Annotated in this window: 20 protein-coding genes; 10 read left to right on the plus strand and 10 right to left on the minus strand. The window is 64.4% G+C overall.

The window, feature by feature from the left end; all coding sequences use genetic code 11:
• Positions 1–139 precede the first annotated feature (139 nt).
• The 5 genes from cydD (at position 140) to cydX (ending at position 6,459) form a co-directional block, all read left to right on the plus strand.
• Positions 140–1,828: a thiol reductant ABC exporter subunit CydD gene (cydD, locus tag AC4BCN_RS12250; protein ID WP_490493402.1), complete on the plus strand. Its 1,689-nt coding sequence runs from the start codon at positions 140–142 to the stop codon at positions 1,826–1,828.
• Positions 1,825–3,507 carry an amino acid ABC transporter ATP-binding/permease protein gene (locus tag AC4BCN_RS12255; RefSeq protein ID WP_490493403.1) on the plus strand — a complete coding sequence of 561 codons (1,683 nt, stop codon included), beginning with the start codon at positions 1,825–1,827 and terminating at the stop codon, positions 3,505–3,507. Before cydD ends, AC4BCN_RS12255 begins: the two co-directional genes overlap by 4 nt.
• Positions 3,508–3,574: 67 nt before the next feature.
• On the plus strand, positions 3,575–5,152 hold the full coding sequence (locus AC4BCN_RS12260) for a cytochrome ubiquinol oxidase subunit I (protein WP_490493404.1): 1,578 nt from the start codon (positions 3,575–3,577) through the stop codon (positions 5,150–5,152).
• A 13-nt stretch (positions 5,153–5,165) separates the two neighbouring features.
• Positions 5,166–6,320, plus strand: coding sequence for a cytochrome d ubiquinol oxidase subunit II (gene cydB, locus AC4BCN_RS12265; protein ID WP_490493405.1), 1,155 nt, complete (start codon positions 5,166–5,168; stop codon positions 6,318–6,320).
• 22 nt (positions 6,321–6,342) lie between these two features.
• Positions 6,343–6,459, plus strand: coding sequence for a cytochrome bd-I oxidase subunit CydX (gene cydX / locus AC4BCN_RS12270; protein WP_034757467.1), 117 nt, complete (start codon positions 6,343–6,345; stop codon positions 6,457–6,459).
• A 69-nt stretch (positions 6,460–6,528) separates the two neighbouring features.
• On the opposite strand, the gene AC4BCN_RS12275 is transcribed toward cydX, so the two are convergent.
• Both AC4BCN_RS12275 and AC4BCN_RS12280 read right to left on the minus strand, forming a co-directional pair.
• Positions 6,529–6,753: a hypothetical protein gene (locus tag AC4BCN_RS12275; RefSeq protein WP_034757471.1), complete on the minus strand. Its 225-nt coding sequence runs from the start codon at positions 6,751–6,753 to the stop codon at positions 6,529–6,531.
• Positions 6,754–6,957: 204 nt separating this feature from the next.
• The gene (locus AC4BCN_RS12280; protein WP_490493406.1) at positions 6,958–7,218 is read right to left on the minus strand and encodes a hypothetical protein; all 261 of its coding nucleotides are present in this window, start codon (positions 7,216–7,218) and stop codon (positions 6,958–6,960) included.
• Between the two features lie 164 nt (positions 7,219–7,382).
• Here AC4BCN_RS12280 and AC4BCN_RS12285 point away from each other — a divergent pair, with 164 nt between their 5' ends.
• Positions 7,383–8,102: a hypothetical protein gene (locus tag AC4BCN_RS12285; protein WP_490493407.1), complete on the plus strand. Its 720-nt coding sequence runs from the start codon at positions 7,383–7,385 to the stop codon at positions 8,100–8,102.
• A gap of 60 nt (positions 8,103–8,162) precedes the next feature.
• Here AC4BCN_RS12285 and AC4BCN_RS12290 read toward each other — a convergent pair whose 3' ends face one another.
• From AC4BCN_RS12290 to AC4BCN_RS12300, 3 genes are all read right to left on the minus strand, one after another.
• A complete protein-coding gene (locus AC4BCN_RS12290; RefSeq protein WP_139143464.1) occupies positions 8,163–8,549 on the minus strand; it encodes a hypothetical protein in 387 nt (128 codons plus the stop codon).
• Positions 8,550–8,672: 123 nt separating this feature from the next.
• On the minus strand, positions 8,673–9,047 hold the full coding sequence (locus tag AC4BCN_RS12295; RefSeq protein WP_139092482.1) for a DUF1294 domain-containing protein: 375 nt from the start codon (positions 9,045–9,047) through the stop codon (positions 8,673–8,675).
• A gap of 59 nt (positions 9,048–9,106) precedes the next feature.
• Complete coding sequence (locus tag AC4BCN_RS12300) at positions 9,107–9,673, minus strand: methylated-DNA--[protein]-cysteine S-methyltransferase (RefSeq protein WP_128139698.1); 567 nt, start codon at positions 9,671–9,673, stop codon at positions 9,107–9,109.
• A gap of 93 nt (positions 9,674–9,766) precedes the next feature.
• Here AC4BCN_RS12300 and AC4BCN_RS12305 point away from each other — a divergent pair, with 93 nt between their 5' ends.
• Complete coding sequence (locus AC4BCN_RS12305; protein WP_490493408.1) at positions 9,767–10,516, plus strand: nucleotidyltransferase domain-containing protein; 750 nt, start codon at positions 9,767–9,769, stop codon at positions 10,514–10,516.
• Here the strand turns inward: AC4BCN_RS12305 and AC4BCN_RS12310 are convergent.
• Positions 10,513–12,747, minus strand: coding sequence for a TonB-dependent siderophore receptor (locus tag AC4BCN_RS12310; protein ID WP_490493409.1), 2,235 nt, complete (start codon positions 12,745–12,747; stop codon positions 10,513–10,515). The genes AC4BCN_RS12305 and AC4BCN_RS12310 overlap by 4 nt on opposite strands.
• 324 nt (positions 12,748–13,071) lie before the next feature.
• On the opposite strand from AC4BCN_RS12310, the gene AC4BCN_RS12315 reads away from it, so the two are divergent.
• Positions 13,072–13,911, plus strand: a complete 840-nt coding sequence (locus AC4BCN_RS12315) for a hypothetical protein (RefSeq protein ID WP_490493410.1) — start codon at positions 13,072–13,074, stop codon at positions 13,909–13,911.
• A 3-nt stretch (positions 13,912–13,914) separates the two neighbouring features.
• Here AC4BCN_RS12315 and AC4BCN_RS12320 read toward each other — a convergent pair whose 3' ends face one another.
• The 4 genes from AC4BCN_RS12320 to AC4BCN_RS12335 all read right to left on the minus strand — a co-directional run bounded on the left by AC4BCN_RS12320 (position 13,915) and on the right by AC4BCN_RS12335 (position 17,729).
• Complete coding sequence (locus AC4BCN_RS12320; protein WP_070304367.1) at positions 13,915–14,313, minus strand: bacteriohemerythrin; 399 nt, start codon at positions 14,311–14,313, stop codon at positions 13,915–13,917.
• Between the two features lie 298 nt (positions 14,314–14,611).
• On the minus strand, positions 14,612–14,767 hold the full coding sequence (locus AC4BCN_RS12325; RefSeq protein WP_161781522.1) for a hypothetical protein: 156 nt from the start codon (positions 14,765–14,767) through the stop codon (positions 14,612–14,614).
• 151 nt (positions 14,768–14,918) lie between these two features.
• Positions 14,919–15,104 carry a hypothetical protein gene (locus AC4BCN_RS12330; protein ID WP_100427032.1) on the minus strand — a complete coding sequence of 62 codons (186 nt, stop codon included), beginning with the start codon at positions 15,102–15,104 and terminating at the stop codon, positions 14,919–14,921.
• A 111-nt stretch (positions 15,105–15,215) separates the two neighbouring features.
• A complete protein-coding gene (locus AC4BCN_RS12335) occupies positions 15,216–17,729 on the minus strand; it encodes a PepSY domain-containing protein (protein WP_490493411.1) in 2,514 nt (837 codons plus the stop codon).
• Between the two features lie 195 nt (positions 17,730–17,924).
• Between AC4BCN_RS12335 and AC4BCN_RS12340 the strand changes: the two genes are divergently transcribed.
• Together AC4BCN_RS12340 and AC4BCN_RS12345 are read left to right on the plus strand one after the other, a co-directional pair.
• The gene (locus AC4BCN_RS12340; protein WP_139092487.1) at positions 17,925–19,025 is read left to right on the plus strand and encodes a branched-chain amino acid aminotransferase; all 1,101 of its coding nucleotides are present in this window, start codon (positions 17,925–17,927) and stop codon (positions 19,023–19,025) included.
• A gap of 68 nt (positions 19,026–19,093) precedes the next feature.
• Positions 19,094–19,810 (plus strand): ribonuclease T2 family protein, encoded by a 717-nt coding sequence (locus AC4BCN_RS12345; RefSeq protein ID WP_436482013.1) that lies wholly within the window; start codon positions 19,094–19,096, stop codon positions 19,808–19,810.
• The last annotated feature ends 11 nt before the right edge of the window (positions 19,811–19,821 follow it).

Consider the following 19,821-nt stretch of genomic DNA (forward strand, 5'->3'; position numbering starts at 1 on the left):
TTGGATATGTTGAGTTTTCATAATTATCTGAATTTTTTCACGCCATACTGGTGGGGTCAATTGATATATGTCATGTTTCGCAGTATTATACAAAATATCGAATTTACAGAAAATTCTGAAAACTCAAGAAGTATAAAAGATGCCGACCACGCCCTTGTCCTTGCCCCGCTTTATTCTTCCCCGTCTCCCCAGCCTGGCGCAAGGCGGCGCCGCCTTGCTGTGGTTGCCGCAAGCGGCTTTGCTGGCCTGGGCCGTGCAAGCCATGCAGGGCGGCGCACCCTGGCGCGCGGCCCTGCTGCCGGCCGCTGGCGTGCTGCTGCTGGGCGTGCTGCGCGCCGGCTGCGAAGCGTGGGGCGCGCGGCGCATGTATGCGGCGGCGCGCGCACACCTGTCCACCTTGCGCGCGCAAGTGGCGCAGGCGCTGGCGCAGCGTTCGCCGCTGGACCGCCAGCGTGCCCAGTCGGGCCAGGCGGCCAGCGTCATCGCCGAGCAGGCCGAAGCCATCGTGCCGTATCTGGTGCGCTACAAGCCTGCGCGCTGGAAAGTGATGCTCGTGCCGCTCGTGATCCTCGCCGTGGTGACGCCGCTGTCGTGGATCGCCGCCTTGATCCTGCTCATCGCCGCCCCCTTGATTCCCGTCTTCATGGCCCTCGTCGGCATGGGCGCGCAAGCGGCCAGCCGCGCGCAGATGGTGGAAATGGGCAGCATGAATGCCTTCCTGCTGGACCGCCTGTGCGGCCTGGCCACCTTGCGCGCGCTCGACGCCGTCGACGCCACGGCCGAACGGCTCGATGCCTCGTCGCAATCCGTACGCCGGCGCACGATGGTGGTGCTGCGCATCGCCTTTTTGTCGTCGGCCGTGCTGGAACTGTTTTCCGCGCTCGGCGTGGCCATGGTGGCGGCCTTCATCGGTTTCTCTCTGCTGGGCAGCATCAATTTCGGCACCTGGGGCCGCGAGCTGAGCCTGGGGCAGGGCTTGTTCATCCTGCTGCTGGCCCCCGCGTTCTTCGAACCGCTGCGCGAACTGGCCGCCGTCTGGCACGACAAGGCGGCTGGCGAAGCGGGCCTGGCCGGTTTGCACGACCTGGCGGCTGATGGCGTGCCCCTGCCTGGCGCCAGCGTGGAAGTCGCGGCCGTTTCCGCCGCCGCCATGGCCGTGGCGGCGGCGCCCGCCGTGGAACTTCGGCAATTGCGCTTTGCCCATCCCGGCGAGGCGCCCGTGTTCGACGGCTTCGACCTGTCCGTGCATGCCGGCGAGCACGTGGCCCTGCTGGGCGCCAGCGGCGCCGGCAAGACCACCTTGCTGTCCCTGCTGGCCGGCTTGCTGCCCGCCAGCGGCGGCGACATCCGCATTGGCGGCGTGCGCCTGACCGACAGCACCGTTAATACCTTGCGCCAGCGCATGGCGTGGATGGGCCAGCGTCCGCACGTGTTTGCCGCTTCCGTCAGCCAGAACGTGACCCTGGGCCGCGTGGGGGCGAACGCCGCGCAGGTAACGCAGGCGCTGCACCTGGCCGACCTGGCCAAGGTGGCGCAGGCGCAGCCGGCCGTCATGCTCAGCGATGGCGGCCAGGGCTTGTCCGGCGGCGAAGCCGTGCGCCTGGCCCTGGCCCGCGTGGCCCTGCATCCGCATGCGGATTTGCTGCTGGTCGATGAACCGACGGCCCACCTGGACAGCGAAACGGCGGCGCGCGTGACGGACGCCCTGCTGGCACTGGCGAAGGGCAAGACGATGATCGTCGCCACGCACGACCCCGTGCTGGCGGGCCGGCTGCAGCGCACAGTGCAGGTCGATGCGCATGCCCAAGTGCAGGAGTTGCGCGCATGAAAAACTCACTTGGCTTGAACCCCGTCCTGCGGCAATTGCTGCTGGCCCAGCCCCGCAAGCTGATCGTGGGCGCCTTGCTGGCGGCCCTGACGGCGGTGGCCGGCATGGCCTTGCTGGGCTTGTCCGGCTGGTTTATCACGGCCACGTCGATTGCCGGCTTGCACGCCTCGACGGCCATCGTCTTCGACGTCTTCGGCCCGTCGGCCGGCATCCGCCTGCTGGCCATCGGCCGCACGGGTTCGCGCTATGCGGAGCGGCTCGTCACGCACGACGCCACGTTCGCCGCGCTGGCCAGCATCCGCGTGCACCTGTTCCGTGGCTGGTCGCGTCCGGAAGCGGCCAGCCGCTTGCTGCGCCAGCCCGCCAAGCTGCTGTTCCGCTTGACGGCCGATATCGACGCGCTCGAATCGCTGTACTTGCGCCTGCTCGTGCCCGCCTTCACGGCCCTGTGCGCGGCCTTGCTGGCCGGGGTGGCGCTGGGCGTCATGCAGTGGCAGCTGGGCCTGGGCCTGGCCGTGTGGCTGCTGGCCGCCGGTGGCGGCATCAGCTGGCTTGTGGCGCGTGGCGCCCGCCGTCCCGCCATCGTGCGCTCGCGCGCCATCGAAAAACTGCGTTCCGGCACCATCGACCTGGTGGCGGGCCAAACGGACCTCGTGATGGCGGGCCGCATCGACGCCCACTGCGCGGCGCTGGGGCAGATCGACCGCTCGCTGGCGCAAGCCGATTTTGCCCTGCTGCGCCTCGAGACGGCGGCCGGCGCCGCATATGGCGTGGCCGGCAGCGCGACTCTTGCTGGCGTGCTGCTGGCCGTGGCCGCGCTGGTGGAACAGCAAACGATGAGTTTGCCGCTGGCGGCCCTGGCCTTGCTGATCGCCTTGACGGCCGTGGAGCCGTTTGCCGGACTGCGCCGCGGCGCGCTGGAAGCGGGGCGCATGCTGCTGGCCGTACGGCGTCTGGCGCCGCGCCTCGATGTTGAAGAGATCGCTGCGCCGCCGGCTGATAGCGCACCGGGCTTGCGCCTGGAACACGTCAGCGCCGCGCATGCGGGCAGCAATAATGCCATCTTGCATGACGTATCGCTGCACATCGCCGATGGCGAGCGCGTCGCCTTGATCGGCCCCAGTGGCGCGGGCAAGTCCACCTTGCTGGCCATCGCCGCGCGCGAACTGGCGCCCTTGTCGGGCACGGTGGCCGCGCCGCGCGCCTGCCTGTTTACGCAGAAGACGGAATTGTTCCAGGACAGCTTGCGCGACAACCTGCGCCTGGCCGACCCGTCCGCCAGCGATGCACAGCTGTGGGAAGCGCTGCAATCGGCTGGCCTGGACGACGAGGTGCGCGCGTTTGCGGGCGGCCTCGACACCATGCTGGGCGAGGGCGGTCTGGGCTTGTCCGGCGGCCAGGCGCGGCGATTGGCGCTGGCGCGGCTGTTCCTGCATGAATCGACCTTGTGGCTGCTGGACGAAGCGACGGAAGCGCTCAATGCGCAGACGGCGATTGACGTCTTGCAGCGCCTGCGGGCCCGCAGCGCCGGGCGCAGCTTGCTGATCGCAACCCACTTGCGGCGCGAAGCGGCGCTGGCGGACCGGCTGGTCAGCCTGCGCGATGGCCGTATCGTGGGCGATGCACGGCGTGGCACGGATGCCTTCGAGACTGCTCTGGCGGGCTTGCGGGGGGACTGACGGGCAACCGGTCAGTATTGGAAAGGTAGCAAGTTTACACACAGTAGGGTAACACCAAGGAAATCATATGGACTTCGATATTGTCGCTTTATCCAGACTGCAGTTCGCGCTGACAGCTCTGTACCACTTTATATTTGTTCCGCTGACGATAGGCCTGTCAGTGCTGCTCGCCATCATGGAGACGGTCTACGTGATGACGAACCGTCCCATCTGGCGCGACATGACCAAGTTCTGGGGTGTCTTGTTCGGCATCAACTTCGCCATGGGCGTGGCAACGGGTGTCGTCATGGAATTCCAGTTCGGCATGAACTGGAGCTATTACAGCCATTATGTGGGCGACATTTTCGGCGCGCCGCTGGCCATCGAAGGCTTGATGGCTTTCTTCCTGGAAGCGACCTTCGTCGGCCTGTTTTTCTTCGGCTGGGACAAGCTGTCGAAGCGGGGCCATCTGGTCACGACCTGGCTGGTGGCCATCGGCTCGAACTTCTCGGCCCTGTGGATCCTGATCGCCAACGGCTGGATGCAAAATCCCGTTGGCGCGGCCTTCAATCCGCAGACCATGCGCATGGAAGTGACGGATTTCGGTGCCGTGCTGACGAACCCGGTAGCGCAGGCGAAATTCGTGCACACGGTGTCGGCCGGGTACACGGCAGCATCGATTTTCGTGCTCGGTATTTCCGCCTGGTATCTGCTGAAGGGCCGCCACGTGCAGCTGGCCAAGCGCTCGATGACGGTGGCCGCCTCGTTCGGCCTGGCCGCCACCTTGTCGGTGGTGGTGCTCGGCGATGAAAGCGGCTATCTGTCGTCGGAACATCAGAAGATGAAACTGGCCGCCATCGAGGCCATGTGGACGACGGAGCCTGCCCCGGCCGCCTTTACGGCCATCGGTTTCCCCGACGCGAAAGCGCGCGAGACGCATTACGCCGTGCACATCCCGATGGTGATGGGATTGATTGGCACGCGTTCGCTGACGACGGAAATTCCCGGCATCGAGCAACTGGTCGACCGCGGCGAACTGCTGATCCAGGATGGCATCAAGGCGTATGACGCGCTGCAAACCATCCGCAGGGTGGCGCCGGGAGCGCCCGTGCCGCAGGACGCGAAGGACGTGTTCGAGTCGAAAGGGCAGTCCATGGGCTATGCCTTGCTGCTGAAACGCTATGTCGACGATCCGCGCCAGGCCACGCCCGAGCAGATCCGCAAGGCCGCGCTCGATACCGTGCCGCCCGTGGGGCCATTGTTCTGGTCCTTCCGCGTGATGGTGGGCCTGGGCATGTTTTTTATCCTGTTGACCGGCACGTTCTTCGTGCTGTCGACGCGCCGTACGCTGGACAAGCACCGCTGGCTGCTGAAGCTGGCCGTGTTCGCCATCCCGCTGCCGTGGGTGGCCATTGAGGCGGGCTGGATCGTGGCTGAAGTGGGCCGCCAGCCGTGGGTCATCGAAGGCGTGCTGCCGACGGCCGTGGCCGTCTCTAACCTGGGCGCGACGACCTTGCTCATCACTATTGCCGGCTTTGCCGCCATCTACACCGTGCTGTTGATTATCGAAATGAAGCTCATGCTCAAGGCCATCCGCAAGGGGCCGGAAGAGACGGCACCGGCCCCCGCGCCAGCGGCCACAGCCATTCATACTCAACGCGCCTGAGGAGGACCAGACCATGATTTTGCATGAAATGATTTCGTATGAAACCCTGCGCCTGATCTGGTGGCTGCTGATCGGCATCTTGCTGGTGGGCTTTGCCATCACGGACGGCTTCGACCTGGGCACGGGCATCTTGCTGCCGTTCGCCGGCAAGACGGACCTCGAGCGCAGAGTCATCATCAACAGTATCGGCCCCGTGTGGGAAGGCAACCAGGTGTGGCTGATCCTCGGTGGCGGCGCCATCTTTGCCGCCTGGCCGCAGCTGTACGCCGTCTCGTTCTCGGGCTTTTACCTGGCCATGTTCGTCATCCTCGTGGCGCTGATCGTGCGTCCCGTGGCGTTCAAGTTCCGCAGCAAGCGCGAAGATCCGCGCTGGCGCGCCCGCTGGGATGCGGCCCTGTTCGTGGGCGGCTTCGTGCCGGCCCTGATCAGCGGCGTGGCGATTGGCAACGTGCTGCAAGGCGTGCCGTTCCGTTTCTCGTCGGACATGCACATCTTCTATGACGGCAGTTTCTTTGCGCTGCTCAACCCGTTCGCCTTGCTGTGCGGCCTCGTCTCGGTGGCCATGCTGGTGATGCACGGCGCCACCTGGCTGCAAGTGAAAACGGACGGTGCCGTGGCTGAACGCTCGCGCCGCTACGGCAGCGTGGCGGCAATCGCCACCGTCGTGCTGTATGCGCTGGCCGGCCTGGCCCTGTGGCTGTGGGTCGATGGCTACCGCATCACCAGCGCCGTCGTCGTCGACGGTCCATCGAACCCGATGCTGAAAACGGCGCAAGTGCACGTGGGCGCCTGGTTCCTCAACTTTGCCGCCCATCCATGGACCTGGATCGCCCCTGCGCTGGGCTTGCTCGGCCCCTTGCTGGCGTTCGCCTTGTTGCGTGCGCGCCGCGAAGTGCCCGCCTTGCTGGCCAGCGCGGCCAGCATCGCCGGCATCATCCTCAGCGTGGGCGCGGCCATGTTCCCGTTCATCCTGCCATCGTCGATCGACCCGCGCGCCAGCCTGACGGTGTGGGATTCCTCGTCCAGCCACATGACCCTGTTCATCATGCTGGTCGTCACGGCCGTCTTCATTCCCCTCATAGTGGCGTACACGACCTGGGTGTATAAAGTGCTGTGGGGTAAGGTTGATGAAAAAGCCATCAACGACGACAGCGGTCACGCCTACTAAGATTTTACGAAAGGAATTAACTATGTGGTATTTCGCCTGGATACTGGGTCTGCCGCTGGCAGCGACCTTCGCCGTACTCAATGCGATGTGGTATGAAATCGCCGATGGCGACACGACGCCCGAGCAGTACCGCGACTAGTTCAACTGGCCGCAGTACGGACTGAACAGCCCCGCCTGGTGCAATGCCCGGCGGGGCTTTTTTTGCTTGCTACAGCAAGATGAATTCGCCACGGATGCGCAGTTTCATGCCGCGCGGCGCGTCGGCACCCGCCGCCACGGCCCAGGCGGTAATCCAGCGTGCACAGCGTTCGCGCGCCGCCGCATCGGCCAGCGCCTCGTTCAGCCGCCGCAGGCGCGCATCGGCACGGTCGATGCGCTGGGCCAGGTACAGGCGCTGGTCCATGGGATCCGTCTTTTTGCTGTAATGCTGCATGGCTTTCCCTTTCCGCGTGGTAACAAATCAGGTGATGGCATAGCCATCTACGCACGGGAGCGTCATTTGGATGTGGTGCAGGCATAACAAAAAGGCTGCTGTCATCGCAAGCTGGGAAAGGTGGCGTCGTCGGCTTACGCGCTGCGCGCTAAGCCGACCTACGGGCTGGCGGACGGGTTGCTGGCGGTGGGGAGGTAGGTCGGATTAGCGGGGCCGCCGAGGCGCGCAAGCGCGTAATCCGACAATATTGTTGACCGCGACGGTGGTGTCGTCGGCTAACGACCTACCGGCAGGTGGCTTGCTCGGCGGTTTGGGTGTTGCAATGGCAATCGGGTCGCTGGCCGGAAAGCTTTCCTTCAGTGCTTCATCGAGGATTTCCTCGGCGTGGCTTTCGTTGGCCGGCGTAGGTGAATCGCGCTCAGGCGGCGGGGCGGGTGCGGTGGCGGCGTTGGTGCTCGAATGCATGATGATCTCCTCGCGGTGGTGCGCCACGCTGCCGAGGTGGCCGTGGCGCGTGCTGCTGTTTCCAGCCTAGCACATCGTGCAGGAATGGCGCGCCGGATGCGCCTGCCGAAGCGAAGATGGCGGCGTCTGCTACACTGCGCTCCACTTTTATCGATGGAACCGCCATGACCTCCCTTTCCCTGCCATATCGCGCTACCGCACTTGACGCCTGTGCCTGGCTGGCGCAACAGACGGGCACGCCGTGGACCCTGGCGCGTCTGCTGGAGCAGGGCGGCTTGCCGTACGTCTGGCTCGATTACAGTGTAGCGTGGGCCGAGCTGTTCCATGACGGCGTGACGCGCTATGCGGCGCCCGTCGTGTTCATCGGCGACAAGCAGCACCTGGCTTCGGGCGCCGATGACGTGTGGCTGCGTTTTACGCGCGATTCAAGCAATATCGCCATCGAACTGAAGGCGCCGGGACTGCGCGTGCCGCTGGACGGCTTGCATTTCCAGGAGCGCGATCTGTTGCGTTTGCTCAAGGACTTGCAGCACCCGCAGCCGGCCGAAGCGGAAGCGGAGAAGGCACCCGTCGCTCTGCCCAGCGCCCTGAAGGGCCTGGGGCGCGAGCAGATTCTGATCGCCTTTGCCGGCGTGGGCAAGGTCGACCTGGAGCAGGGGCTGGCCAGTGGCGTGGGTATCTTTGGCGACGATGGCGCGCGCGTGCGCAAGAATTCGCGCGGCGGCAAGAATAGCCACCTGTGGCATCCGGTGACCCTGGCATTCGGTTTGCACGACGTGCACCGCGTGCCGATGGCGCATCTGAAAAAGGCCTTCGCCACGCAACCGTTGCTGCGCGAATGGAAGGCCGACTGGCTGGAATCGCTGCGCTTGCTGGGCGAGTAACTAGACGAAGCTAGCCGGCCGCGCCGGCGTCTTGTTAAGCGGCATATGCCTTCCGGCCGTTTATTGGCTTTCCTCGATCCTGCCGCCGCACTGCGTATAGCAAGCTCTGTAGTCGGAGTCGCATTGCCATGTCGATGCGCTGGATGAACAATATTGGCGTTTCTTCGCACATAGTTCGCGGTCCGCATCTGTTTTCGCCACGGCCAGGCAGATGGAAACGGTACTGGTGTTGCGCATTTCGCAAGCCTGTGCCTGGCTCGCCGCAATCTGCTCTTTGCCGGCAATGCATATTTGCTGATTGGTCCCGCAGCTCGTCACGCATTGACGGCCCGCATCCGAATCCGGAGGAATATAGCGATAGCTTGTGCAGCCGGCCAAGGTGATTGCGAAACAAATCGCAACAGCAAGGCGGAACAAGTAGAAATTGTGGATTTGCAAAGTGCGCATGGTCGAAAAGTGCTTTCCCGTGTCGATGAATTAGGTTGATTGCCGGATATGTTGATATTCTGACAGGCGAGCTTTTCACCTACAACGCGCCGCAATAACTGTTACATTTTCGCGTTGATAGGTCTACAGCTCGATCGGTGCGACTTCCGTGCCGATATCGGGCGCCGCGTAATGCATGCTGAAATACACGAAGGCCCCGATATTGATGGCGACCGTGAGCCAGAACAGTACCCGGAACGAGCGCTTGCTGGATTTGTGGCGCAGCCATTGCTGGGCCAGTACGGCGCCGGGCCAGCCGCACAATAAGCCCAGCAGCAGCAAGGTGCGCTCCGACGTGCGCCAGCGGCCCTCTTTGGCGGCCGACTTGTCGATCGCATAGGCAACGAAGCAGCTCAGGCTCAGCACGCCATACACGAGGGCGACCAGGACGGGGATGTGGAAAAAGAACGTGGCCAGTAAATACAGAACGACAAAGAACAGGATGACAAGGTAGGGCATAGGATGTGTTTGCTTGAGCGAAGGGCGTGAGTATCCCACAAGGGACGCCATGCCGCAGCCTAAAACAGACAGCCTTGCGCCGTATCTATTTGAACAGCGCGGCGCCGGGCATGGCCCGTCTTCAGCGCTTCGCGGTCGCTGGACAGGGAAATGCCTTCCAGCGCCAACAAGGTTTCCTTGGCATGCAGGCCGCCCGCAAAGCCCGTCAACTCGCCCGTGGCGCCGATGACCCGGTGGCAGGGGGCGATGATGGAGATGGGATTCTTGCCGTTGGCGGCGCCCACCGCGCGTACGGCGGCGGGGCGGCCGATCTGGCGCGCGATCTCGCCATAGCTGCGCGTCTGGCCGTACGGTATCGTCAGCAGCGCGCGCCACACTTCCTGCTGGAATGGCGTGCCGGCAAAGTCGAGCGGCACGTCGAATTGCTGGCGCGTGCCGGCGAAATATTCAGCGAGCTGGCGCGCCGTTTCCTGCAGCACGGCGCAACCGTCATCGACGCGCATCGCGCCCAGACGCACCCTGTTCGGCTTGTCGTTTTCCCACAGGATGGCGGTCAGGGCTTCCCCGCGCGCCACCAGGGTCAGCTCGCCCACGGGCGAGGGCACCACGATGCAGTCGTATTCCATGTTTGTTCCTCGGTCAGATGGCGCCAGTGTAGCAGGATGGCGGCATGCCGCATATTGCGTGTAGGATGGCGTTTTCGGCATGGAGCACAGGCTTTGACGACGATCCCCACTTATGACGCCATCCGCGCGATTGCCCTGCGGCTGGTGCACGAACGCTATCCCTCGGCCACGGCGGCCATCATCGGCGGCTCGTTCGCCACGGGCCGGCAAACGGCCACTTCCGATATCGACTTGCTGCTGCTGTTCGACCACGTCGACTGCGCCTGGCGCGACACGCTCGTGGCCGAAGGACGCACGGTGGAACTGTTCGGGCACGACATGGCCACGTTCACGTATTTTTGCCATGAGATGGATGCGCCTCGCGGCACGGTGCCGCTGGCGATGATGGTGGTCGAAGGGGAAAACATCGTCGCTGCCGGCGATGCCTACGCCCGGCTGCATGCGCTGGCGCACGCCATCGATACGGCCGGGCCGCCCGTGCTCGACGTGGAAAACCTGCAGCGCCGCCGCTATGCCACCACCACCGCGCTGGAAGACCTGGTCGACAGCACGCACCCGGGCGAGGCGCTGGCCGTCGCTTGCCAGCTGTATGAGGCGCTGGCCGACTTGCGCTTGCGCGCGGCCGGCGAATGGAGCGGCGGCGGCAAGCATTTGTTCCGGCGCCTGCAGACATTTGACGCCGCCATCGCCGCGCAGCTCGACGGCGCGCTGCGCCTGGTCGCCAGCGACTTGCCGGCCGGCCAGCGCGCCTTCGAACAAGTCGCCGCCGCCGTGCTGGCGCCCGTGGGCGGTCCCTTGCTGGACCCGTCCGCAGTGCAGGCACTGGTGCACGAAATTATTTAAAACGCCGTGCGCACAGAAAGGCTGATGTTGCGCGGTTCGCCCCAGAACACGCCATCGAAGAAGCCCACGTTGCGGTAGTACTTTTTGTCGAGCAAGTTGTTCACGTTCAGCTGCACGCTGGCGTGGCGGTTGAGCGCGTAGCTGGCCATGGCGTTGACCAGCGCGTAGCCGGCTTGCGGGATGTTTGTGATCGCGTTCGATGGCGGGCGGCCATACCACGATTCGCTGTAGGTGGCGCTTTGCGCCGTCATGCTGGCGCCCGCCCTCAAGCCGGCCAGCTTGCCGTCGAAACGGTAGCTGGTGGCCAGGCGCAGCAAATGGCGCGGCTGCGTGGTGGCGGCGCGGCGGCCATCGGCCTCGGCCGCGTGCAGATAGGTATAGCCGCCGCTCGCTTCCCAGGCGGGCGTGATCTGGCCGGCAACGTCGAACTCGACGCCCTTGGCCGTCACGCCCTTGCCGTTGGCCACCATGGCCTGGCCGCCGTCGGGCAGCAAGAAGCCGGGCGGCACCGTGCGGTCGAGTTCCGCCAGATTCTTTTTCTTCGTGTGGAACAGGGCGGCCGATGCGTTCAGCTTGCCTTCATAGAATTCGCCCTTGATGCCCAGTTCCGCGTTGTCGCCCGTTTCCGGCGGCAAAAACTTGTCGTTGCGGTCCTTGCTCGATTGCGGGTTGAACAGCTGCGTGAAGCTGGCGTAGGCCGCATACTGCTTGTTGATGTCGAACACGGCGCCCACATAGGGCGTCACTTCATTGCGCGTCTCGGCAAAGTCGCTATTGTCCGTGTGTACGCCGCGCGTATCGTAATTGCGCGTGTCCGTGCGATAAGTGCTCGTGCGCGCGCCGATGATGACGTGCAGCGGATCGGCCAGGCTCAAACGCGTGGCGACATAGCCGCCCGTCAGGCGCGTGACGGTTTCCGAGTGCGAGCCGTCCGGATGGAAGACGGGGCGGGGAATGTTGCCCGTCCAGCTGCGGTAATCGGGAACGAAGGCCGGGTAATCGATGTCCGCATCGCCTCCCAGCGAACGGGCGCGCTGGTTGCCGCCGTTCCAGCCGACGATGGCCGTGTGCTTGCGCCCCAGCAAGGTGAACGGGCCGCTGGCGTACAGGTCGAAATTGTCGTTGGTAGTCTTGCCCGGACCATAGGCGCCCGTCCACAGGAGCATGCCTGCGCCCGTGGCCGGGTCTGGATGGCCGCCACCCGCATAGGCGACGGTGGTGCGGTTCGTGCTTTCCGTGCGCGCGTAGCCCAGGTGCATATTCCAGTTGCCGGGCAGGCGCTGGTCCAGCGACGTGAACAGCGTGTGCTGCTTGTTGGCCCAGGTGCTCCATGGCGTCGTAAGGCTGGTGTTGCGCGGCAAGTTCGCCAGGCTGCCATCCGCATTCCAGTAAGGCACGGCGCCCCAAGTGGCGCCTGTGGGCTTGTTGTCCTGGAAGTCGACGCCGGCCGTCAGCAGGGTGCCGGGGCGCAAGTCCGCCTCGACGATGACCATGCCGACCGTCTTGCGCTCGTGATACATGTCCAGGTAGGAATCGCGTTTTTGCCAGGCCAGGGCCGTGCGCGCCCGCACGCTGCCCTCCGCGTTCAGCGGCGTGGACAGGTCGGCTTCGAAGCGCTGGTCATCCCAGCGGCCCATGATCAGGCCGGCGCTGGCCTGGAACTCCTTCGTGGGCCGCTTGCGTATCATGTTGATGGTGGCCGACGGGTCGCCCGTGCCGCCCATCAAGCCCGTGGCGCCGCGCACGACTTCGATGCGGTCGTACAAAATCGTGTCTTGCAGCGGTGCATTGCCGCCGCGCGCCATGCCGTCGATCTGGAGATTGTTGATGCCGAAGCCGCGCGCATAAAACCGCGTGCGCTCCGTGTCGTTCTGGCCCACCTGGATACCCGTCGTCTGCGCCAGCGCCTGGTCCAGCCGCACGGCGCCCAGGTCGTCGAGCAACTGGCGCGTGATGACGCTGACCGATTGCGGCGTTTCGCGCAAGGTCAGCTCCATGCGCGTGGCGCTGCGCGCTTCGCCTGCCGTGTACGACTGCGTGCCTTCCGTCGTCGCGGCCGACTGGCCCAGCACGGTGACGGCCGGCATGGTGACGTCGGCCGCGGCGACATCGGCGGCCTGTGCCGGCAGGGCCACGCCGGCGGCGAGGCTCAGCAGGGCAAGGTGTAACAGACGGGGGAGGGGGCGCAAGGCGGGCTGGCGCGAAGAAGAGGAGACTGTCGTTGATTGCATCATTTTCCTGGAATATTTTTAGTCGTGAGTGTTCCTATCTCGTCTGGCGAGGTGCGCAGTAGCTGGGGGGATGGCGTGACGCTGGCCCGTGGTCTGGCTTGGATAGCAGTTCCACCGCAAGGCCCGGCGCGGACGGGCAGTGGAAAGGAAGGGCGCGCGATTCCCGTCAATTTCTTGAATAGGAATCATTATCAATATAGGTGGTATTTGCCAAATAATCAAGCGTGCGCACCAAAACCGTGCAGAAGCCCATGGCGGCGTAAGGTCTGGCCTTCTGCGATAATGCACGCGCTGACAAAATATTTTCCTCATTGAAAGAAATGCATGCGTACATGGATCGCTTGTGCCGGATGGTTGTGTGTCGTGTCGCTGGGCCAGGCTCAGGAACACGCGACGCCGCCGGCTGTTCCCGCGCCGCTGCAGAGCGCCAGCGTGCCGCCCGCCGCCGCCGTCATATCGCCACCTGTTGCCCCGGTAACGCGCGCCGCGCCAGAGGAAGAGGCCTTGCCTGCGCAAACGGTGACGATCACGGCCAGCAGCGACGCCAAGGCGCCGCGCGTGCGCTTCACGGCTTACCGCGAAAGCTATCTGACGGCCAGGAAAGTGTGGCAAGTGTCGAGCGGCAGCGTGGTCATGGCCCTGCGCCTGATTCCTGCCAAGCTGAGCGCTACCATCGACGACGTGCGCGTGGCCTTGCAAGGCAATGGCGCGCCCATGCCGATCAAGGTATCGGACGGCGGCGTGTTTGTCGTGCCTCTCAATGACGATATCGCCGCGCAGGATGGCACTTTCCTGGTGAACAAGGGCAGGGGCGAGCTGACGGCGAATATCGTCCTGCAGCCCGCCGTGGCGCGCGATGCGTGGAACGTCACGCGCGTGGGGCAAGTCTTGCGCGACGCGCGGCGCGCCGTGCGGGCCATCACGCCGTGGTACAAGCGGCCGTTCGCCAGCGACGTGCAATCGCTGGCCTTTTGCGCGGCCGAGCGGGGCAGCGCCTTGCAGTTGATGGATGGCGAGCAGCTGATCGCCACCTTGCCCATGAACGAGGCGGCCGTCAACGACATCAACCAGCCCGTGTTTTGCAAGATTTTCGATGGCGAAGACAAATACCCGGGACACTACCGCGTGGTCATGCCCGAGCAGGCGACGGTGCTGCTGCTGTAGAGGCTAGTTGGGCTGGCGCTGCACCAGTTCCAGCGCCGCCGCCAGGGCCAGGTCCATGGTGGCCTGGTGGAAGATCAGCCATTGCGGCAACAGCGACAGCGCATGGCGTCCCTGTTCCAGGTCGCCTTCATCGACGGCGGCCCAGGCATGGTGCAGGCCGCTGAGCACGCGCGCATGCTGTTCGCGGTGGTTGGCCAGCGAGGGAAAGGCGATTTGTTCCATCAAATCCTCTTCCTCGCGGAAATCGCGTTCGACGGCCGCAATCAGCTCGCGAAACGCCACGCTGAAATGCTGGTCGCCCAACTGCTGCAGCCGCGCCAGCTCCTGAAACAGCGCCTCATGCGCCTCGTCGATGACGGGAACACCCAGCGCCATCTCATCCTTCCAATGCGATTTACCCATGCCGATGCTCCCGGTTAAGTCCGTCGCGGTGCGAAGCGGACTGTTCCAGTGTGGGCGCAGCGAAGAGGGAAATCCATGACCTGGATCAAAAGTATGGTGAAGAGGGGGCGAGGAAAACAAAGCAAAAACAAATGGATGTAGGAACCAATTTCCCCTCCGTAATAAAGCGGTTTCAGCGATGCGCCGCGTTACCGAGCGCCGCTGAAAAACGCCGCTGGCAAGGCGCCGTGCCGAAGGCAGTACGAATGTACGACGAGGCACGGCAACGCGGTCAGCGGTGTTTTCTCAGCCACGCGTCTTATTGCCGAGGCCAATGGCTCCACATGGCATGCGCATCGACATTGGGCACCTGCAACTGCTGCCCGGCGGACAGCTGCATCGTATCCCTCAACACGAGGGGGGCAAGCATCAGGGCCGACAGGGCAAGGCAGGCCAGCACTTTGAGCGTCAACATGGTCGTCTCCCGGTGTCCCGGCGGCGGCGCGGGGATGCGGCGTCTGCCGGTCACTTCCTTATGTACTACCATGCTTGCAGTTTAGTTCATCTGGTCGTAACTTCAACTTATTGCTGTGATGCACTGCACCAGTTCGCCTGCTGCCAGGGGCCTATTTGGCCTTGCGGCTGCGCCGTGGCTTGCCTGCGGGAGGCAGCAAGGAATCGAACCACACTTGCGTCAACTGCCGCGTATTTTTCGCCGCCTCGCGCTTGACGGCGGCCGTGGCGTGGCCGCGCGCCGTGTTGGCGATGCGGTTGGCGGCGCTCAGGTACATGCTCATCCAGGGATTTTTCATGGCTAGCCTCGCAGGCAGTGGGTGGGAATGCCTCCACTCTAGTCCGATGGCTGGTGCTGACCGTGCGCCTGCCCACATAGCCGGGCGGCGCGGACGGCAGGCTGATCTAAATCAATACACGTCGCGGCGGTAGCGTCCGGCCGCCAGCAGGGTGTCGAGGCCCTCCTGGCCCAGCACTTCTTGCAGTACAGCATCGATTCCTGCCGCCATGCCTTGCAGACTGCCGCACACGTAGACGATGGCGCCTTGCGCCAGCCACTCTCGCAGCTCGTCAGCGTTGGCGCGCAGGCTGTCTTGCACGTATTCCCGGGTTTCGCCATCGCGCGAAAAGACCCTGTCCAGGCGCGCCAGGTGGCCAGCGTCTAGCCAGCCTTGCAACTCTTCGCCGCAGACGCTGTCAAAAGCTTGCTGGCGCTCGCCGAACAGCAGCCAGTTGCGGGCCAGCCCCGCCCGCTGGCGCGCGCGCAAGTGGGCACGCAGGCCGGCCAAGCCGGAACCGTTGCCGATATAAATGCAGGGCACGTCGGCCAGGGCGGGCGCGAAGGCGGGATTGGCTTGCAGGCGCAGGCGGATGCGGGCGTCCAGCGGGGCGAAGCGGGTGAGCCAGCCGGAACAGACGCCAAATCCCTGGTTCTCAATGCACGCATGGCGTTCCTGGCGCACCAGCAATTGCAGTTCACCATCGGATGGCAGCGAAGCGAGCGAATAGCTGCGGGGTGCGTGGTGCGCATTATCTGCATCGCCATCGCTGCCATCGGCATTGCAGGCGATGATTTCGGCCAGCGCGCCCGCTTCCCATGTGGCGCCGGCAGGGCCCGTCAAGGTGATTTCATGCAGTTCGCCACCCTGGCTGCCAGGGTTGAGCAGCACGCGGCGCGCCAGGCGCCACTCGGCATACGACGCTTCTTCCTGCACGCCGATGGCGTCGATGGCGCTGCCGCTGCAGCGGGCCAGCGCTCGGGACCAGTCGGCCAGGGCGGCGGGGTCGTGCTTGTCCACCTCGATCAAGGGGAACAAGGGCGTGGCGCCCAGCGCTTGCAATTGCTGCGTCAGCGCATGGCCAAAGCCGCAGAAGGCGCTGTAATGGCGGTCGCCCAGGGCCAGCATGCCAAATTCCAGGCCCGCCAGCGGCGTGCCCGATGTTGCGTGCAGCAGGCGCGCGAAGCGGCGCGTGCCGTCCGGCGCCTCGCCTTCGCCAAAGGTGCTGGCGATGATCAGGGCCCGTTCGTACTGGCGCAATTGCGCGGGGTCAAACCGGTCCAGCGACTGCACGTCGACGGCGACCCCGGCCTGCTGCAGGGCGCGCGCGCTTTCCAGGGCCAGGCGCTCGGCTTGGCCCGACTGGCTGGCGTAGGCGATGAGGGTAGGTAAACCTGTGTCCGTCTTGCCCGGCGCACCGGCGCCCAGCATGGCGCGCTGCGCCTGCACTGCCCGTTTTGCCTTGCGGCGGCCCAGGTACAGCATCCAGCCCGTGACGGCGAACAGGGGCAGGCCCAGGCTGGCCAAGGTAACGATGATGCGGCCCGGCAAGCCGAAATACGTGCCCATGTGCAGCGGATAAATGATGTTGACGAGGCGCGCACCGAGGCCCTGCTGGCCGTACGGCTCGTTTTCCGTGACCGTGCCGTCGGCCGGTGCAATGCTCATGCGGCTGCGCGCCCGTTCGTGCGGCGCATCGCTGGCCAGCCACGTGAATTGGACGGCTTCGCCGGCGCGCGTGGGCAGGCGCACGCTGGCCAGGGTCCAGCCGGCGGCGTGCTGCTGGAAGCTGGTCCAGGCCAGGCTGATGTCGACGGCGGGCGCTTTCTCCTTGCCGCCGCCTTTTTTCGCGGGCGCCTGTGCCATCCTTGGCGGCTTGCCGGCCCAGGCATCGATATTGTCGCGCACCACGTCATAGCTCCAGTAAATGCCTGTCAAGGTCAGGGCCACGTAGACGACCAGGCACCAGGTGCCGGCCACGGCGTGCAAATTCCACAAAAACGAGCGGCCCTTCAGGGCGGGATCGAAGGTCAGCCACGTGCGCCAGTCCAGCGGCCGGCGGGGCCAGCGCAGATACAGGCCGGACAGGGCTAACCCCAGCAGGCACAGGGCCAGCGCACCCGCCACTTGCCGCCCCGGATCGCGCGGCAGCAGCAGCCAGCGGTGCAATGACTCCGTCCACTCGAAAAATTCCGCCCCCGCCAGCGCAGGCTGAGTCGTGCCCGTGTACGGATGCACATAGATGGACTCGCCGCGCCGCTGGCCGTTCTTCGGCGCGAAGAACAGCCGTGGCGCCGCGCCCGCTTGCGCATACATGGTGATCGACGCCACGCGCTGGCCGTGTTCGGCAGCAGCAATGTTGCTCAGCTGGGCCGGTGTCAGCGGCGCCCGCGTTTCCATGGGTACATGGCGCACGCCGGGGTTCATGACATCAAGTAACTCATCCTTGAAGGCCAGGGTGGCGCCGCTCAGGCCAATGATCACCAGCACCGTGCCGGCCGTGATGCCGATGAACCAGTGCAATTGAAACCATACCTGCTTCCAGGTCCAGTGCCAGCGCCGTTGTTGCGGGGCGGCGCTTGGCTGGCGCACTGCGGACACGGCGTCGGTGCTGGCGCGCAACTGGGGGAGGGAGGAAGTGGTCATGGCGGCTTTCGATAGCGCCGCCATGCAGTGCGTCAGGCATGGCGGGAAGAAGGAAGGCTGACATTTTAACGCAAACGAGAATCATTCGCAAATGATGGAGCCGTGTGCTCACGGGGCGGGGGCCATCCCCGTTTGCCTGATCGGGCGTCATAGGCGCTACAATAGGGATACTGTTCACTAGTTCCCATTGCTGCCATGACCACTTCCACACCGAATCTCGTCGTCACTCCATCCGCCCACCCCTTGTCTGACGCCGAGCGCGCCGCGCGCATGGTCAATCCCGCCTTTGGCCGCATCTTCACCGACCACATGGTGGTGATTCCTTACCGTGACGGCAAGTGGCAGCAGGGCGAACTGAAGGCTTACGGCCCGCTGATGCTGGACCCATCCGCCTCGTCCCTGCACTACGGCCAGGCCATCTTCGAAGGCTACAAGGCGTTTGCCCAGCCGGACGGCAGCATCAAGACTTTCCGCCCGGAACAAAACGCGGAGCGCTTCAACCGCAGCGCCGCGCGCCTGGCCATGCCGGCCATTCCTGTCGAGCTGTTCCTGGAAGCGGGCGATGCGCTCATTGCGCAAGACCGCAACTGGGTGCCGAAGAACACGGGCGAGAGCCTGTACATGCGTCCGCTGATGATCGCTACCGACCCGTACCTGGGCGTGCGTCCATCGGAAGAATACCTGTTCGTACTGTTCGCCTCGCCGGCCGGCGCCTACTTCCCGAAAGGCGTGAAACCCGTCACCGTGTGGATCAGCGAAGACTTCGTGCGCGCCGCGCCGGGCGGCACCGGTGAAGCCAAGTGCGCGGGCAACTACGCGGCCAGCCTGATGGCCCAGTCGCAAGCGCAAGAGAAAGGCTGCGACCAGGTCGTGTGGCTGGACGCCGTGCACCGCGAGTTCATCGAGGAAATGGGCGGCATGAATTTGTTCTTCGTCTACAAAGATGGCGAAAAGATCACCGTCGTGACGCCGGAGCTGACGGGCACCTTGTTGCCAGGCATCACCCGCCGCAGCCTGCTGGAAATGGCGAAAGACCTCGGCTATGCGACGGAAGAGCGTAAATTGTCCGTCCAGCAATGGCGCGACGACATCGCCTCGGGCCGCATGACGGAAGTGTTCGCCTGCGGCACGGCCGCCGTCATCACGCCGGTGGGCGTGGCCAAGGCCAATGGTTTTGAAATGACGATCAACAACAATGAAAACGGCGCCGTCACCCTGGCCCTGCGCGAAGCGTTGCTGGGTCTGCAGCATGGCACGGCGGCCGATACGCATGGCTGGATGCACAAGGTCTGCTGATCAGCTTGTTTGATTGATACCGCGCCGGCACCCAGTTGCCGGCGTTTTTATATCTTGAAGGAATTATGATGAAAATTCACTCTGTCCTGCCCGCGCTGGCCGCCGTTTTCCTCAGCCTGTCCACTGGCGCCGTCCATGCGGCTGATGCCAGCTGCGCCATTCCGCGCAACGTCAGTTACTACGATTACGACGTCAAGCCGTCGGACGAGAAAAACACGTGCTACAAGCAAAGCACCAACGTGCCCACCGATTACTTCATGCTGGCGCTGTCGTGGTCGCCAGGCTTTTGCGACAGCCAGCGCCGCCGTGGCGCCGTGTCGAAGAAGGCCGCTTTCCAGTGCGCCGAGAGCAACCAGTTCGGCTGGATCGTGCATGGGCTGTGGGCGCAGTCGAACAATCCTGCCACGTGCGAAGACATTTCCGTGACGCCGCCGCGCAAGACGGACATGCACCCGCGCTACTGCAAGGGCAATTTGCCGAAACTGGCGCCGTCGGACATCCTGCCCTACATGTGCATGCAGCCGGGCGAAGCCTTGCTGCAGGGCGAATGGGAAAAGCATGGCGCCTGCGATTTCGATACGGCGAAGGAATATTTCGAGAAGGAACGCGAACTGTTCCAGGCCTTGAAGTTGCCGGATTCCACCATGCCAAAGAATGAGCTGTTCCAGTGGATGAAGCAGCACAACCCACAGCTGAAAGGCCGCTGGCTCGGCTATGAAAAGCACTCGGGCGAATTGCGCATCTGTTATTCGAAAGATTTCAAGGTGATTGACTGCCAGAAGTGATGGTGCTTGCC

It is taken from the genome of Janthinobacterium sp. Bl 1 (genome assembly GCF_058215535.1).

Excerpts from the sequence above, each read along its gene's own strand:
- AC4BCN_RS12260 (WP_490493404.1), top strand. The coding sequence starts at position 3,575 with ATGGACTTCGATATTGTCGCTTTATCCAGACTGCAGTTCGCGCTGACA.
- AC4BCN_RS12335 (WP_490493411.1), bottom strand. The coding sequence starts at position 17,729 with ATGACCACTTCCTCCCTCCCCCAGTTGCGCGCCAGCACCGACGCCGTG.
- cydD (WP_490493402.1), top strand. The coding sequence starts at position 140 with ATGCCGACCACGCCCTTGTCCTTGCCCCGCTTTATTCTTCCCCGTCTC.
- AC4BCN_RS12280 (WP_490493406.1), bottom strand. The coding sequence starts at position 7,218 with ATGCATTCGAGCACCAACGCCGCCACCGCACCCGCCCCGCCGCCTGAG.
- AC4BCN_RS12340 (WP_139092487.1), top strand. The coding sequence starts at position 17,925 with ATGACCACTTCCACACCGAATCTCGTCGTCACTCCATCCGCCCACCCC.
- AC4BCN_RS12285 (WP_490493407.1), top strand. The coding sequence starts at position 7,383 with ATGACCTCCCTTTCCCTGCCATATCGCGCTACCGCACTTGACGCCTGT.
- AC4BCN_RS12275 (WP_034757471.1), bottom strand. The coding sequence starts at position 6,753 with ATGCAGCATTACAGCAAAAAGACGGATCCCATGGACCAGCGCCTGTAC.
- AC4BCN_RS12345 (WP_436482013.1), top strand. The coding sequence starts at position 19,094 with ATGAAAATTCACTCTGTCCTGCCCGCGCTGGCCGCCGTTTTCCTCAGC.
- AC4BCN_RS12310 (WP_490493409.1), bottom strand. The coding sequence starts at position 12,747 with ATGCAATCAACGACAGTCTCCTCTTCTTCGCGCCAGCCCGCCTTGCGC.
- AC4BCN_RS12295 (WP_139092482.1), bottom strand. The coding sequence starts at position 9,047 with ATGCCCTACCTTGTCATCCTGTTCTTTGTCGTTCTGTATTTACTGGCC.
- AC4BCN_RS12330 (WP_100427032.1), bottom strand. The coding sequence starts at position 15,104 with ATGAAAAATCCCTGGATGAGCATGTACCTGAGCGCCGCCAACCGCATC.
- AC4BCN_RS12255 (WP_490493403.1), top strand. The coding sequence starts at position 1,825 with ATGAAAAACTCACTTGGCTTGAACCCCGTCCTGCGGCAATTGCTGCTG.
- AC4BCN_RS12320 (WP_070304367.1), bottom strand. The coding sequence starts at position 14,313 with ATGGGTAAATCGCATTGGAAGGATGAGATGGCGCTGGGTGTTCCCGTC.
- AC4BCN_RS12300 (WP_128139698.1), bottom strand. The coding sequence starts at position 9,673 with ATGGAATACGACTGCATCGTGGTGCCCTCGCCCGTGGGCGAGCTGACC.
- cydB (WP_490493405.1), top strand. The coding sequence starts at position 5,166 with ATGATTTTGCATGAAATGATTTCGTATGAAACCCTGCGCCTGATCTGG.
- AC4BCN_RS12325 (WP_161781522.1), bottom strand. The coding sequence starts at position 14,767 with ATGTTGACGCTCAAAGTGCTGGCCTGCCTTGCCCTGTCGGCCCTGATG.
- AC4BCN_RS12290 (WP_139143464.1), bottom strand. The coding sequence starts at position 8,549 with ATGCGCACTTTGCAAATCCACAATTTCTACTTGTTCCGCCTTGCTGTT.
- cydX (WP_034757467.1), top strand. The coding sequence starts at position 6,343 with ATGTGGTATTTCGCCTGGATACTGGGTCTGCCGCTGGCAGCGACCTTC.
- AC4BCN_RS12315 (WP_490493410.1), top strand. The coding sequence starts at position 13,072 with ATGCGTACATGGATCGCTTGTGCCGGATGGTTGTGTGTCGTGTCGCTG.